The sequence below is a fragment of the Vibrio sp. sp1 genome (assembly GCF_016920955.1).
GTDB classification, from domain to species: domain Bacteria; phylum Pseudomonadota; class Gammaproteobacteria; order Enterobacterales; family Vibrionaceae; genus Vibrio; species Vibrio alginolyticus.
The window spans coordinates 3,187,730-3,199,466 of sequence record NZ_CP060589.1 but is presented as its reverse complement, the minus strand read 5'-3'; the positions used below and the strand labels follow the sequence as shown (position 1 = coordinate 3,199,466).

Below are 11,737 nucleotides of genomic sequence, written 5' to 3'. Positions count from 1 at the left end.
ACTAATACAAAAATTCTGATGAATCAATCTTCAAATACATCGAGTAGATTTGTATCGAACGAAAGCCCCTTTAAATTGTGCTCTTCACATAACGATATGAGTTTGTCATCACAATAAATTGACGTACAACCTTCATCTTTTGATTTAAAGACATATTTATTTGAAAGATCGCTTTCTATAAATGCCAGTTTCTCTAATAATCCTTGTTCTCCGTCAATGTCTTCAAATTTGATTTTCTGCTTGTCTTCTTCTCCAAAGGACATCACGTTGAACACGGTAAAACTTTCATCATCGATTGTAATCGGTAAGAACTCACCGTCAGAATCAATTACATCTCGTACTACCTGATATGCATTTTCTCTCAAGACAAGAAATGTTCTCCATTTAGATATGTCTGGGATTGCTTCAGCAAATTTAAAGTGTTGAGTAAATGTTGCATATTCATTTACCCAAACATCTCTCAAGCTGGTTGAATCAACAGGGGCTCTTCGAAGTCGTCTTAACAACTTAAAGTCATCTGAATCGAGAGCTCGCTTATAAGGGTCATGCTCTAAGACCTTAAATTCTCGAGGTTTACTTTTTAATTTGTATACAGTCATACAGTAGGTTTCCAGTTAGCATCTTTCTTCTCAAGAATTTTCTCAGGATGAGAACTATCTTGTATTTGCTTTCTTGTATTTGCTTTTTCAGCAGTTAAGCAGTGTGGACTTAAATACATTTTCACTATGCCTAATTCTTCCAAGCGTGCCAATCCAGTTCTGATAATTTGTACCATGTATTCGTGAATGAGGTGGAGCTTTTGGAGTAGTGTAGTGATCTTTATAAGCACTGGATCTAGGTAACCAAACACCATTAATTGCATCATTAATACCTATACCAAATTCGAACATTTGTAATTTTGCATCAATCATCGCAGTTACCTTACCGTTTCCCATCACAATCTGATGTGCTGCGTGATTTGGGCTAGGTTGAGGTTCTGCTACGGCATAAAGTATGCGAGACAAGTGCCGGTAGCTTATTCCAAGAATGGATGTGGCTTCTCGGCACTTTAACTTATTGTTTAACACATCTTGGATAATGGAGAAACGGTGCAATTCATGGTAGTTCATCGTAACTAACTTCCTAAATACCTCCAAGCAAACATAGGACAGATTCACTTGGAAATACTAGGACATTATCGCTTTGGGCTTACACTATTAGTGCGCATTATGTATAAGCTGGTAAATGAGAGGTTAGGCTGGCGCCCCTGCTTGTAACGCATTGATTAGGCGGGGGTTTATAGACTTATCTTCGAGTAAACCGTATACCACATCTTGATCATCCAACCCCAATAAATCGGCGATTTTAAAGGCAATTTCCCAATCAAGAACACTGCGACCATTGCGGTAATTGCTAATTCTACTTGTGCCAACGTCCAAAACTTTAGCTAACTGATAGTCAGAGGTAAGCTCTAACTGGGTTTTCAGTCTATCTAAAAGCACATTTGTGTAATTAGTCATGTTCCCGCATCCTTTCGCAATATTGTTAAATTTTAGTGGATAGTCTGGCTTCTTTCACTACCGCAAGCCACTTGCGTGCTTAAAAAGATTTCCTTAACGTTATTTTTGAGACAGGAAATCAATAGCTTGCGGAGGCTACAACATGGAACGTATCGTTACCGACCCAATTCACTTACCTTGCCCAGATATGGCAGGGTGTACCAATCCTGACCCAGCTAAAACAGCAAACTCACTTCTTAAGATTGCACAATTACGCGAAAAGTTCGCTGAACAATTCCCCAAGAAGAAGCAAACCTACATTCCTACACGTTTTCGTCAGGGGGTTGTAGCATGAATTTGAGTATCTGGAAAACGCGCCGCAATCAGCGCCAACTTGTTGCATCACAATGCAACGGAACTCATATTTACTTCGACAGTTTTGAGCTTGAAGCCGTTGAAGCCTCTCTTTGGCTTTATCAAGGCATGACGCTTGTTGCTTGCATTAAAGCGAAAGACGCCACGCTCGCTGACATTACTAGCGCTGCTCATCGCATGGCGACACTTGGCGCGCAAAACAACGGCCAACCACTACACGAAATCCGCAAGCAAGATGAAGCGCCCCAAGTGGGCGCGGATTCTTCCACCGAGCTTTGTGACGGTTGTAAAAATACGTTCAGACAAGACCACATCGTTTGCCCTGATTGCTCTCAGTTGGGGGATGTATGAAACATCTGTACGACGTGCAATCGCCACGCGAATTTACCCAACTTTTAAGCCCGCATGATGTGGGCTTTATTACGGCGTTAGCGCAAGACGTTATCGTTACCGAGAAAAACATTGCCGCTGTCGAAAGCGGTTTTTTTAGTGCTCCAAACCGTGATTGGATGGAAAGTGAACTGCAAAAGTTCAAATCGTTTGACCAAATCCACCATTTGCGCACCTTAAAAAGTGCTGAACTTGGGCGCGAAGCGCTGGACGAAGTCCAGAAAAGACTAGGCTCGTCAAAGGGCGCAAAAGTCGGACACGGAAAACGCAAGCAGATAGACCGCTTAATGACCCGTTCACGACGTCTGCCGCCGCGCCATAAAACGAAATCGTTTTGTGGCGACAACGTGACCGATGAATATCGGGCACGCTCACAAGCGCAAACAGGTTGGATTCGTAACGAAAACAACCGCCTCGAATGGCAACCGATTGGCACTAGCCGAGCGTATTTGATGTCCCGTGGTTGGGCGCAACAGATGAAAATGCAGGTGAAATACCACCCAAGCCCGTCCGAAGCACCCGCGCCGCAAAGTGGTGAACGTTTCACTGACAAACTAAACCCTCGCGCTGTAAAGAAAATCTTTGAATCGGGCGCGTATGTCGCGGCGTGTCATGGTGGGTTTAGCACCTTTCTCACCCTGACGTTTACTCAAAAGCAACGCGACCGCATTTTTGGTGGCGAAGCGGTCACGGATGAGGGGCTGCCATATTGCCCAATCCAAACCACGATTGGTGCCGAGGTATCCCGTTTTCTAAATGGCCTCAAGAAAATGTACCAACGCGGGTTTGAATATTCCGCAAGCGAGGCGGGGTCACTTGGGTTAGACGGTGACAAAGTCAAAGTGAATGGCCGAATTGGCCGCCCGCTTAAAGCCGCTTGGAAAGATGACGACGGCATCAAGCACGTTAAAGAAATTCATGGACCAACCGCCAACCCGTTTGATTTTCATTACATTTGGGTCGCGGAATCTCCGGCGAATGAAGATGGTGAACCCAATCCCCATGTGCATGTGCTGCTGAACTGGCGAGTGGAACAGCACTACTTTGCAGGATGGGCGAACCGCATCGAGCAGCTTTGGGGCAATGGCATGGCACATCTGGAGAAAATCAAATTCAGCGAAGCGGCGGCGGGTTACCTCATCAAAGCCGTAGGTTATGCGGCTAAGGGCGATAACGCCGACCAAGGACTGATAAAAGGCAATCGCTACAATATCGCACGCTGTAGCCGTGCCCCTGATTGGGATGTGTTGGCATCGTTCGAAGTGGACAACATGACGGGCATCATCAAAGAGTGCGGTTACATGTTGGAGCAATGGCGCAAGCCAATGCAGCGCGAAATCCGACGCAAGGAAACCAAAAAGCAAGATGCGATTCGCGCTATCGACATCAACCGCAAGCAAGGCAATCACGATGCCGTGCAAAAGCTTAACCATCTAATTAAGAAGCTAGACCACGAAGCACGCCAGATTCGCAACCAAATCAAGAGCCGCGGCACGTTCGCCAGTAGCTTGAACCAATTTTCTATCGTGTTTGAGGGCGAAAAATCCAAGCACAAGGCGGGGGCGTTTTTGTATTGGGCACGCGGTGCGCGTGGTTGGTCGATGAAGTGTACCGCCGAGCGTGATGGTAATGATTTGACGTTAACTCGTGACGACGCCACCGACCTTTACAAAGAGCAGTTTGAACGATTTCAACTACGACAAGCTGACTGGAAAAATCAGTTAGCACAAGAGCGGCCGCCAGAGCCGGACATCAACATAATCAAGAGCAATGACATGGCGATTTACCATGATTATTGCCACTGCGTTCATTAGCCCGTTTGGGCAATTGCTTGCGACAACGATTTCAGCAACTAGGTAAGGACAACCCAATGAGCAACATCGACAAAATCACCCAAGAAATGGAAGCCGAAGTAAAGCGCGCTAAAGGCGGCGTGTTTTGGCGTCTCATGTTGGTCTGGATGAAGGAAGTCAACAAACAGATTCAGAACAAACCAAACACCGATGAAGAACTAGCCGAGGCTTAAACAATGGAAATGCTATCTCTGAAAGAATGTCAGCAAGCAATGGCCGCGCTCGATGCGGCCGACAAACTCAACGCCAGTGTGGAAAAGGAGTTGAGCCAGTTTAAAAACATGGACACCAACGCGATTATCAAACGTGCAAGCAAGATGCTCATGACGGGTAACTTTTCGCTTGAAGCGTTTGGTTTGAATCCGACACTGTTCGACCAAATCGAGCAATTAACCAAGCTCAACAACAAGGTGCGTGAAAAGTATCGCGGTTGTGTCAAAGGCAACATGCAGCAATTGGAAACAATCGAGGCGGCCGCTGATGAGTAAACACCCAAACCCAATTCGCGGGCACGTATCGTGCCCCGTTTGTAGCTCGGCTTCAACCGTGCATCGCGTCGGTGAGGGCAAGCTCATTGCCGAGGGCGAACCCACCAAAAACGGGCGCAATTTAGGGCTGCTGTATTACAAATGTCCGAGCTGTGGCAACAGCCCAATGAGCAAGAGCATTAACGCTTTTGTAGAAACCAACATGGTTGAATCGGTTGAACAGTTAGAAGTGAGTGACACCGTCACAATTGAGGCTGAATCGCCAACGGCTGAACCAGTACCCGAAACCATTGCAAGCACTGATATGCCTAGCATTGCGGCTGATGAACTAGTGGAAGCGCCAAGCGTTGAAACCGAGTCACCAACCGACCCCGAACCCGCACCAACGCCCGTTAAAAAGCCGCCGTTTCCGGTTAAAAAAGTCTTAGCGGGGATAGCCTTTGTCGCTTTGCTTATTTGGGCGATTCGTCAACTGATGCCAACCAAGAAACCAACCGAACCAGATACCGAACAGGGAGAGCCAGTCAATGCAGGATGAAATGGAAAACCAACCAGAGCTAGATGATTGGGGTGACTTTTCCGCGGTTATCAGTGGACTGGAGCAAACCGAAGTCAGTGAGTTAACCGACTTACCAACCGAAGCGGCCAACGAGGACAACTACCAACCCGCGGGTGAAATGTTCGAGGGCGCATTGTCGGTACTGTTCACCATTGCCGAACAAGCGACGTCGATTATTTCCGGTGTCGATTTTGAGTTTGATGAAAAAGGCAAAGCGGCGGTGATTGATGCGGCGTTGCCTGTGTTGGAAAAACACAGTGACAGCGTGTCGTCGCTGTTTGGTGATTACATGCAAGAGGCCGTTCTCGGCTTGGCGGTGTTGTCGCTGGTCTACAGTGCCAAGAAAACCATGGCATACCAAAAAGAGCTATTAGCGATAGAGGAGGAAAAACAGCGTGAGCAAAAAGAAAAAGACGCCGCTTAAATTCCCCAATCCAGTCAACTCCAACCCGTCACACGATGCCGAGCATGTCATCTACGTGGCGGGCACGGGCGGGGGTAAAACCTCCGCCGTTAAGCACTTAGGTTTGGTGCCAAAAGCCGCGCAAGCGGTTTTTTTTGACCCTTACCGCAACTACGCGGGGGCGAAATTCCGCGGCCAACAATGCCTTGAAACCAGTTCTCGCGTGGCGTTCGTCAAAGCTTTGGTGATGGCACGTAAGCGCGGCAAGTCGTTCAAGTTGGCGTATATCCCTAAAGATGGGGCTTGCTCAGAAGAATTGGAGTTCTTCAGTGCCGCGGTGTGGGCAGTGGGTAATGGCGACGCTAAACAACTGCATGTGATCATCGAAGAGCTTGCAAGCTGCGTGGAGACGTCCGGCAAACTCAAAGGCAAGGCGGGCGAATTGTGGCGCGGTGGGCGTCAATATGGGCTTGTGCTGCATTCGATTTTCCAACGGGGGCAGGAAGTGCCTAAGACCGTGACCGAGCAATCGCCTGTTTGGTGGATTGGTGCGGTGAACTCGATGGCCGATGCGCGATGGCTCGCGGATAAAAAGGGCTTGTGCGTCGATACCTTGGCGAGCTTGAAGTCAGCCAAGAACAACAAAGCTACGATTGGTAAGCCGATTGCCGAATATTTGTTGGTTCGGGATGGTATCGGCAACGTCGAAAAAGGCGCATTCAACTGTCTAACCGGAACACTTCAACGCTAAATCCAACCTATAGGTTAACCACTTAACCTATAGGTTGCGCCCGCTTTCGCTTCCTCTCAAATCCCTGTTTCATGAAATCACTTTTTAACCGTGTACAACCGAAAGGGACAACATGAAACAGCAACACAAAAACCTACTGATGGCACTGATTATCACGTTAATCGTGATTGCCGCTATCAACAACATCAGCGTGCTAAATCCAGTGCGTGAAACTCTTAACGGCGAAAATGGGTGGTTCTAATGGAAGCACTAAAACAACCTTTTAACCCGCGTCCACGTGAGCTTGACCCTGTTGAGGGTGTGAACTGGGGCAACCAAGCCACCTTGCGCTTGGTATCGGGTCCAACCTACCAAAACATTGAACTGGTGACGGACATTCTCGACGCGGCAGACATCGAGCGCATCACGGTAAAAGTGAACGGCCGTGAAATCGTCAACGTGACGGGTCAAGACCTTATCGACTTGCAAGAGCACAAGAAAGAATACGTGCAAGCGGGTCGCTACGTGCTGAACTTCTCGGATTTGTCGATGCGTACCAAACTGGGTATCCGTACAGGTGAGCTAGTCACGCTGCAAGGCGAAATCTGGTTCATGTACATCCAGCTAAAAGCCAAAACGGGTGCCGCGGCACCAATGATTCGCGCTCGTGCTCATACCACGGCGGCGCAAAGCCAACGCATTTACATGCCGCGCATCTATTCCCAAACGTGGTACGCCGCATCGAGTGGTCGCACACCGTTTGACTTTGCCGAGCGTAGCGCGGCGCTGTCTATCAAGCGTTTGCACCTCAAAGACAACACCATTGAACGCGTTCGCGTCCTGCGTGATGAACGTGAAGAGCTCAACGTCAACAAGGCCGATAACGCCTACGACTTAGCCGCGGCGGGTCGTGAGCAAAATGCGGGCTTCTTCTCGATGGACTTCACGCGTTGCGGTTTTGGCAGCGAAGCGCGTTTACCAACGGCGGCCATGAAACAACTGGCGTTTGAAGTGGAAAAAACGGCGGCGGGTAGTATTCCGGTGCTGATTGAAGCCATCGAACAAGTGGCGGTGCCTACCGCGCAGTAAGGGGGCGTTATGGCGCAAGAGCAAAGCATGTGGGGTTCCATTTGGGATGGCGTCTTAGAAACGGGCGGCGAACTGATGACCGACGTCACCGACTTGGGCAAGGACTGGCTCGGCGTAAAGATTGAGAACGAAGCTCAACGCGTCGAATCCAGCAATCCAGATGAACAGCGAAAGCACAATAACGACTACCAACAACCCACGGGTGAGCCTGTGTACACCTCCGCGTTTGCGGGGGTGACCACCACGCACCTGATGATGGGAATGCTGTTCGTACTGTTGTTATTGGCGATGTTCTACGTCGCTAAGGGGAAGAAGTAATGCCGTTTATTCCATACCTGATTGCAGGTGCGGTGGGCGTATGGGCGGGCATCAAAGTATCGGGCGGTTTTGACCGCATCGGATGGGTGCTCGGTCTGCTTCTGGTGTGTTATGTCCTGTACAAGAAAGGATTCAAATTATGATTGGTGGGCTTTTAGGGAATTCCGGCTCGATGCCAATTAGCGCCAACGGTGGTCCCGCGGTCAGCGGTGCCGATGGCGAATCAAGTGGCAGCCTCTCGGTAGGCAATATCAACATGGGCGGGGGCAATTCCACCACGTTGATGATTCTTGTAGTGATTGTTATTGCGGCGGTGTTGCTATGGAAAAAGAAGTAATTGAAGTCGTGACGCAATCGAAACGTGCGCTTGGTGAACTCAAGCCCGCGTTTCGCGCTTGCCCTGATGCGTATGTTGAATTGTGCAAAGCGGTCAAGGATGGCCGCGTGAGTTTGTATCGCCTAATCAGCAATGAAAATGATCTCATCATTGCGGGTGAGCGTGATGGGGATAACTACTTTTTGTGGGGCGTCGCGGGTCGTGGTCTGCGTTCGGGCATCAAACAACTGGTTAATGTTGTTAAAGCGGCGGGGATGCAATCGCTATCTGCGGATACGGCGTTTCAAGGTGTGGCGCGTTTAGTGCGTTCAATTGGCGTGACCGCCAAGCAAGACGGCGACTTTATTCGTTTGGATTTGGGAGTGCAGTAGATGGGTAGTTCTAAATCTAAATCGAGTAATACCAGTAACACCACTAACGTCAGCGGTCAGAATGCCATTAGTGGCGATAACCTTGGTGTGGCGATTTCGGGTGTGAACAACTCGACCATCAACACCACCATGACCGACCACGGCGCAGTCAATGCCGCCATGGAGCTTGGCGAACAAGCCTTTGAGTTTGGCGGGGAAATGCTCAACAGCAATGAGCGTATTTCGCTTGAAGCGATGGACACCACGCACGACATAGCCGAAACCGCCATTGATGAAGTGGCCGATTTCGCGGGCGATTCCTTGGCAACGTACGCCTCAACCAACAGTGAAAACCTCGATATGTTGGCGGGATTGGCGGGCAGCCAAGCGGCACAAAACTCGAAGAATCTGCAAGCCATGATGGACTTGGCGAAATTCAAACAAGACGGCGGGCAAGTCGAAACAAGCAAGATGATGGTCGTTCTGGCAATCGTGCTTGTGTTGGTGCTTGGCTACGTAATGGTGAAGAAACGATGAACACGCAACTAATCGCGGGTCAAGCCATCCCGCTGACGCCAGATGGTAATTGGCTGTATCTGAAAGCGGCGCAAGCTGAAATCGAAATCTATCGTGAATCGTCCGGTGAACGCGTCACGCTTGGCAAGTCGTCGGTGTTTAACGTGGGCGAGGGTAAGCACCTTGGGCGTTTGCTTATCTCAAGTCGCACCGACAACCAGATTGAAATTCAATTTGGTTTTGGAACGTTTACGCCGCCTGTTGAGGGTCAAAGCGTCGTGGTTCAAGCCTTGCCGAACGTGGTAATTGAACAGCAACCCGCGGTAGAAATCGCGCCCAATCAACAACTGGCAGTAAGCCAATTACCTGCTGTACACATTGCAGCAAATCAACAACTGGCAGTGTCTGCGCTGCCTGCTGTTGAACTGGCAGCCAATCAGAAATTGGCGGTGACGTCATTACCATCGGTGGAAGTGTCCGCCTTGCCCGCGGTCACGCTTGAAGCAACGCAAGTGGTGAAAGTCGATGAACAAGTCAGTGGAAACCTCATCACCGAAGCGGTGAGCGTGTTCCCGCACAACATTGCACACAACGCCACGCGCAAAGCCATCACGATTAAGGCCGCAAAAGCTAACACCACCTCGGTGTTTATTGATGCGTTTGAACTGGAAGCGGGCGAACGCATCACCATTGAAAGCACGGCCGACATGACCTTAACAGGCACGGCGGGTGACACCGTCACGACTATGGAGATTTAACGCATGGGACAAGTACGAGAGAACTTACCAAACGGCGACCCACGCAACAAAATTGAATACTTGGCCGATTGCATCGACGACGCCAAGGCCGCGAGCGCAGAGAGCGCAAGCGACGCACCGCAAAACCTATTGGTAAACCCTGAGTTATCGCATTCCGGTGTTGATTTGGCGATGGGGTCACCGCATCAACTGCGTTGGCTCACCAATGCCTACACCTACAAAGACCAAGCCGCCAACCAAATGCACCTTGGGCGCAGCTTTGGCCGTCCGGCTCCCGTGGGTTGGGGTGTGGAAGTCGTGCCGATTGATGGCGTGAGCGATTATCACAGCGTGGCGTACTCAAGTCTGGGCGGTGATATTGAGAAGTTCGACTACACGGCCAAAGCGTCCTATTTACTGGCGACAGGCTCAAACAGTCGAGTATTACATTTCAGTGTGTTCAGTGCGCCTTTTGACCGAGAGCTACGAGCACTCAACGATGAGGGCACTGCATGGGTGCCAGAAAACCAATCGTATAGCTTGTTTTTTCGTGGTGAAAAGAACACCGCCGTGCGCTTTGGTTTGCTTGAACTTGATGCAAACGGCGATTTCGTCGGGTATGTGGCACAAGCGCAGATTCCCGCCGAAGCAGGGTTTAACCAGTTTTCACAAGCATGGTTGCACGGTATCAAGCTCCAAGCGGGCGGTTTGTACGCTTACTTTGTGGAGTCAGATACCAGTTTGGGCGAGTTCACTTCAAGCCCAGTCAGCGCGGGCGTGTTTTTAAACCCCGATGAACTGGACATCATTCCAGACCTGACGCCGAGCGATACCGCCACACGCCGTTTTCGCCTGACGGAGTCGTTTGGCGAATTCAGCAAAGCAGACGTTGAAGCGGGCGTTCATCTCAACGTGAGTAAGTTTCTGATGCCGTTTGGCATGGAAAAGCACCTTATCTTTGCGAGCTTAAAAGGCACACCAGGATATTACACCGTGCAGAACTTGCCCGCCGAAGTGGTGAAAACCCGTTATGACCAAGTCAGTGTGCGCGGAGCGGTTGCCGATGCAACCACTGTCATCATGGCGTACTACTCGGAATCGCCTGTGCACTTGAATTACTTCAGTTCAGCCAACTATCAAGCGGTGTAGTTATGCCGCTATTTATCTTTGTCATCATACTCTTAGGGATGGGAGCCTTTACTATGACAACCTCAACCACATCAAGCATTCGCGGGATCCGCATTCATAACCCGCTTAACATTCGCATTGCCTCTAATTCGTGGAAAGGCAAGGTGACGCCGTCACGCGATAAAGCCTTTGAAACCTTTAAAGCGCCCGAATGGGGCTTTCGTGCCGGAGCCATTTTGCTGCGTAACTATCAGCTACGCCACGAACTGCACACGCTGACCGAAATCATTCACCGCTTTGCGCCACCAAACGAAAACCACACCGCCAACTATGCACGCTTTGTCGCGGGTCGCGTGGGCGTTGGTATGGATGAGCGCATTGATTTGGTGAACAACAAGCCGTTGCTGGTCGAAGTGCTTCATGCCATGAGCATCATGGAAGTGGGTCGCCACTACAGCAAACACACGGTGCTGAAAGGCGTCAATCTGGTTTAAAACGTCGTTGAAAACGTCATTGATAGCGTCATATGACGTTTGATTATATTAAGGAAAAAGTATGTTTGAACGTTCAACATTAAAAGGCTTTGCGTTATTAGGTTCGGTCATTGCTGCGGCGACGGGCTACGGCCATTTATTCAGCGTGGAATTGACCGATACGGGCGTCAATTTTGGCGGTGCGGTTGGCTTGGCAATTCCTGCCGTGATTGGTGCTTATGAAGCGTTACCGGACAAGTGGAAACCAAGCAAAAAAGTAGGGGGCTTGGATGGAGAGCGCCCTAGTTAACGCCTTATCTGGTCTGGGCTTTTCGTCTGAATCGCTTGTGCTGTTTGCTTTGATGGGTATGAACTTGAAATACCAGATTGCCATCAATAAGCAGTTAACCCAAGGGCTGCAAGAAGTGCGAGAAAGTGTTTTGGTTCTAACGGCCACGCGCAACAATGAAAGCTAAGGCTTAAACCTTGCGAACTGGTTCGAAGCGTTACTAA

23 protein-coding genes are annotated in these 11,737 nt (G+C 49.5%); 20 read left to right on the top strand and 3 right to left on the bottom strand.

Annotated features, from left to right (window positions below; translation table 11 throughout):
* Nucleotides 1-23: 23 nt before the first annotated feature.
* The 3 genes from H9L11_RS14975 to H9L11_RS14965 all read right to left on the bottom strand — a co-directional run bounded on the left by H9L11_RS14975 (nt 24) and on the right by H9L11_RS14965 (nt 1,499).
* Nucleotides 24-599: a hypothetical protein gene (locus H9L11_RS14975; RefSeq protein WP_050550050.1), complete on the bottom strand. Its 576-nt coding sequence runs from the start codon at nt 597-599 to the stop codon at nt 24-26.
* A gap of 87 nt (nt 600-686) precedes the next feature.
* Nucleotides 687-1,109 (bottom strand): AHH domain-containing protein, encoded by a 423-nt coding sequence (locus H9L11_RS14970; RefSeq protein WP_081107520.1) that lies wholly within the window; start codon nt 1,107-1,109, stop codon nt 687-689.
* 123 nt (nt 1,110-1,232) lie between these two features.
* Nucleotides 1,233-1,499, bottom strand: a complete 267-nt coding sequence (locus H9L11_RS14965; RefSeq protein ID WP_005388732.1) for a helix-turn-helix domain-containing protein — start codon at nt 1,497-1,499, stop codon at nt 1,233-1,235.
* 142 nt (nt 1,500-1,641) lie between these two features.
* On the opposite strand from H9L11_RS14965, the gene H9L11_RS14960 reads away from it, so the two are divergent.
* The 20 genes from H9L11_RS14960 (at nt 1,642) to H9L11_RS14870 (ending at nt 11,700) form a co-directional block, all read left to right on the top strand.
* Nucleotides 1,642-1,833 carry a hypothetical protein gene (locus H9L11_RS14960; protein WP_005457445.1) on the top strand — a complete coding sequence of 64 codons (192 nt, stop codon included), beginning with the start codon at nt 1,642-1,644 and terminating at the stop codon, nt 1,831-1,833.
* The gene (locus H9L11_RS14955; protein WP_205390892.1) at nt 1,830-2,204 is read left to right on the top strand and encodes a hypothetical protein; all 375 of its coding nucleotides are present in this window, start codon (nt 1,830-1,832) and stop codon (nt 2,202-2,204) included. The genes H9L11_RS14960 and H9L11_RS14955 overlap by 4 nt, the downstream gene beginning before the upstream one ends.
* A complete protein-coding gene (locus H9L11_RS14950) occupies nt 2,201-4,057 on the top strand; it encodes a hypothetical protein (RefSeq protein ID WP_205390891.1) in 1,857 nt (618 codons plus the stop codon). Before H9L11_RS14955 ends, H9L11_RS14950 begins: the two co-directional genes overlap by 4 nt.
* Before the next feature lie 56 nt (nt 4,058-4,113).
* A complete protein-coding gene (locus tag H9L11_RS14945) occupies nt 4,114-4,269 on the top strand; it encodes a hypothetical protein (protein WP_180804476.1) in 156 nt (51 codons plus the stop codon).
* A gap of 3 nt (nt 4,270-4,272) precedes the next feature.
* Nucleotides 4,273-4,584: a hypothetical protein gene (locus tag H9L11_RS14940; protein ID WP_186585281.1), complete on the top strand. Its 312-nt coding sequence runs from the start codon at nt 4,273-4,275 to the stop codon at nt 4,582-4,584.
* Nucleotides 4,577-5,122 (top strand): hypothetical protein, encoded by a 546-nt coding sequence (locus H9L11_RS14935; protein WP_205390890.1) that lies wholly within the window; start codon nt 4,577-4,579, stop codon nt 5,120-5,122. The genes H9L11_RS14940 and H9L11_RS14935 overlap by 8 nt, the downstream gene beginning before the upstream one ends.
* Nucleotides 5,112-5,567, top strand: coding sequence for a hypothetical protein (locus H9L11_RS14930; protein WP_029826997.1), 456 nt, complete (start codon nt 5,112-5,114; stop codon nt 5,565-5,567). Before H9L11_RS14935 ends, H9L11_RS14930 begins: the two co-directional genes overlap by 11 nt.
* Nucleotides 5,539-6,297 carry a hypothetical protein gene (locus tag H9L11_RS14925; RefSeq protein WP_205390889.1) on the top strand — a complete coding sequence of 253 codons (759 nt, stop codon included), beginning with the start codon at nt 5,539-5,541 and terminating at the stop codon, nt 6,295-6,297. The genes H9L11_RS14930 and H9L11_RS14925 overlap by 29 nt, the downstream gene beginning before the upstream one ends.
* A gap of 112 nt (nt 6,298-6,409) precedes the next feature.
* Complete coding sequence (locus H9L11_RS23650; RefSeq protein WP_005457441.1) at nt 6,410-6,538, top strand: hypothetical protein; 129 nt, start codon at nt 6,410-6,412, stop codon at nt 6,536-6,538.
* The gene (locus H9L11_RS14920; RefSeq protein ID WP_025627792.1) at nt 6,538-7,365 is read left to right on the top strand and encodes a major capsid protein P2; all 828 of its coding nucleotides are present in this window, start codon (nt 6,538-6,540) and stop codon (nt 7,363-7,365) included. The genes H9L11_RS23650 and H9L11_RS14920 overlap by 1 nt, the downstream gene beginning before the upstream one ends.
* A 9-nt stretch (nt 7,366-7,374) precedes the next feature.
* A complete protein-coding gene (locus H9L11_RS14915) occupies nt 7,375-7,683 on the top strand; it encodes a hypothetical protein (protein ID WP_025627790.1) in 309 nt (102 codons plus the stop codon).
* On the top strand, nt 7,683-7,826 hold the full coding sequence (locus H9L11_RS14910; RefSeq protein ID WP_017636141.1) for a hypothetical protein: 144 nt from the start codon (nt 7,683-7,685) through the stop codon (nt 7,824-7,826). Before H9L11_RS14915 ends, H9L11_RS14910 begins: the two co-directional genes overlap by 1 nt.
* A complete protein-coding gene (locus H9L11_RS14905; RefSeq protein ID WP_005457419.1) occupies nt 7,823-8,020 on the top strand; it encodes a hypothetical protein in 198 nt (65 codons plus the stop codon). The genes H9L11_RS14910 and H9L11_RS14905 overlap by 4 nt, the downstream gene beginning before the upstream one ends.
* Nucleotides 8,005-8,391, top strand: a complete 387-nt coding sequence (locus tag H9L11_RS14900; RefSeq protein ID WP_031380915.1) for a hypothetical protein — start codon at nt 8,005-8,007, stop codon at nt 8,389-8,391. The genes H9L11_RS14905 and H9L11_RS14900 overlap by 16 nt, the downstream gene beginning before the upstream one ends.
* On the top strand, nt 8,392-8,907 hold the full coding sequence (locus tag H9L11_RS14895; protein ID WP_005457437.1) for a hypothetical protein: 516 nt from the start codon (nt 8,392-8,394) through the stop codon (nt 8,905-8,907).
* Nucleotides 8,904-9,644: a hypothetical protein gene (locus H9L11_RS14890; protein WP_205390888.1), complete on the top strand. Its 741-nt coding sequence runs from the start codon at nt 8,904-8,906 to the stop codon at nt 9,642-9,644. The genes H9L11_RS14895 and H9L11_RS14890 overlap by 4 nt, the downstream gene beginning before the upstream one ends.
* 3 nt (nt 9,645-9,647) lie before the next feature.
* Nucleotides 9,648-10,772: a TasA family protein gene (locus tag H9L11_RS14885; protein WP_062730602.1), complete on the top strand. Its 1,125-nt coding sequence runs from the start codon at nt 9,648-9,650 to the stop codon at nt 10,770-10,772.
* Nucleotides 10,773-10,774: 2 nt separating this feature from the next.
* Nucleotides 10,775-11,245: a structural protein gene (locus H9L11_RS14880; protein ID WP_205390887.1), complete on the top strand. Its 471-nt coding sequence runs from the start codon at nt 10,775-10,777 to the stop codon at nt 11,243-11,245.
* A gap of 61 nt (nt 11,246-11,306) precedes the next feature.
* Complete coding sequence (locus H9L11_RS14875) at nt 11,307-11,534, top strand: hypothetical protein (RefSeq protein WP_025625168.1); 228 nt, start codon at nt 11,307-11,309, stop codon at nt 11,532-11,534.
* Nucleotides 11,515-11,700 carry a hypothetical protein gene (locus H9L11_RS14870; RefSeq protein WP_025543506.1) on the top strand — a complete coding sequence of 62 codons (186 nt, stop codon included), beginning with the start codon at nt 11,515-11,517 and terminating at the stop codon, nt 11,698-11,700. Before H9L11_RS14875 ends, H9L11_RS14870 begins: the two co-directional genes overlap by 20 nt.
* Nucleotides 11,701-11,737 lie beyond the last annotated feature (37 nt).

Excerpts from the sequence above, each read along its gene's own strand:
- H9L11_RS14975 (WP_050550050.1), bottom strand. The coding sequence starts at position 599 with ATGACTGTATACAAATTAAAAAGTAAACCTCGAGAATTTAAGGTCTTA.
- H9L11_RS14970 (WP_081107520.1), bottom strand. The coding sequence starts at position 1,109 with ATGAACTACCATGAATTGCACCGTTTCTCCATTATCCAAGATGTGTTA.
- H9L11_RS14965 (WP_005388732.1), bottom strand. The coding sequence starts at position 1,499 with ATGACTAATTACACAAATGTGCTTTTAGATAGACTGAAAACCCAGTTA.
- H9L11_RS14960 (WP_005457445.1), top strand. The coding sequence starts at position 1,642 with ATGGAACGTATCGTTACCGACCCAATTCACTTACCTTGCCCAGATATG.
- H9L11_RS14955 (WP_205390892.1), top strand. The coding sequence starts at position 1,830 with ATGAATTTGAGTATCTGGAAAACGCGCCGCAATCAGCGCCAACTTGTT.
- H9L11_RS14950 (WP_205390891.1), top strand. The coding sequence starts at position 2,201 with ATGAAACATCTGTACGACGTGCAATCGCCACGCGAATTTACCCAACTT.
- H9L11_RS14945 (WP_180804476.1), top strand. The coding sequence starts at position 4,114 with ATGAGCAACATCGACAAAATCACCCAAGAAATGGAAGCCGAAGTAAAG.
- H9L11_RS14940 (WP_186585281.1), top strand. The coding sequence starts at position 4,273 with ATGGAAATGCTATCTCTGAAAGAATGTCAGCAAGCAATGGCCGCGCTC.
- H9L11_RS14935 (WP_205390890.1), top strand. The coding sequence starts at position 4,577 with ATGAGTAAACACCCAAACCCAATTCGCGGGCACGTATCGTGCCCCGTT.
- H9L11_RS14930 (WP_029826997.1), top strand. The coding sequence starts at position 5,112 with ATGCAGGATGAAATGGAAAACCAACCAGAGCTAGATGATTGGGGTGAC.
- H9L11_RS23650 (WP_005457441.1), top strand. The coding sequence starts at position 6,410 with ATGAAACAGCAACACAAAAACCTACTGATGGCACTGATTATCACGTTA.
- H9L11_RS14920 (WP_025627792.1), top strand. The coding sequence starts at position 6,538 with ATGGAAGCACTAAAACAACCTTTTAACCCGCGTCCACGTGAGCTTGAC.
- H9L11_RS14915 (WP_025627790.1), top strand. The coding sequence starts at position 7,375 with ATGGCGCAAGAGCAAAGCATGTGGGGTTCCATTTGGGATGGCGTCTTA.
- H9L11_RS14910 (WP_017636141.1), top strand. The coding sequence starts at position 7,683 with ATGCCGTTTATTCCATACCTGATTGCAGGTGCGGTGGGCGTATGGGCG.
- H9L11_RS14905 (WP_005457419.1), top strand. The coding sequence starts at position 7,823 with ATGATTGGTGGGCTTTTAGGGAATTCCGGCTCGATGCCAATTAGCGCC.
- H9L11_RS14900 (WP_031380915.1), top strand. The coding sequence starts at position 8,005 with ATGGAAAAAGAAGTAATTGAAGTCGTGACGCAATCGAAACGTGCGCTT.
- H9L11_RS14895 (WP_005457437.1), top strand. The coding sequence starts at position 8,392 with ATGGGTAGTTCTAAATCTAAATCGAGTAATACCAGTAACACCACTAAC.
- H9L11_RS14890 (WP_205390888.1), top strand. The coding sequence starts at position 8,904 with ATGAACACGCAACTAATCGCGGGTCAAGCCATCCCGCTGACGCCAGAT.
- H9L11_RS14885 (WP_062730602.1), top strand. The coding sequence starts at position 9,648 with ATGGGACAAGTACGAGAGAACTTACCAAACGGCGACCCACGCAACAAA.
- H9L11_RS14880 (WP_205390887.1), top strand. The coding sequence starts at position 10,775 with ATGCCGCTATTTATCTTTGTCATCATACTCTTAGGGATGGGAGCCTTT.
- H9L11_RS14875 (WP_025625168.1), top strand. The coding sequence starts at position 11,307 with ATGTTTGAACGTTCAACATTAAAAGGCTTTGCGTTATTAGGTTCGGTC.
- H9L11_RS14870 (WP_025543506.1), top strand. The coding sequence starts at position 11,515 with ATGGAGAGCGCCCTAGTTAACGCCTTATCTGGTCTGGGCTTTTCGTCT.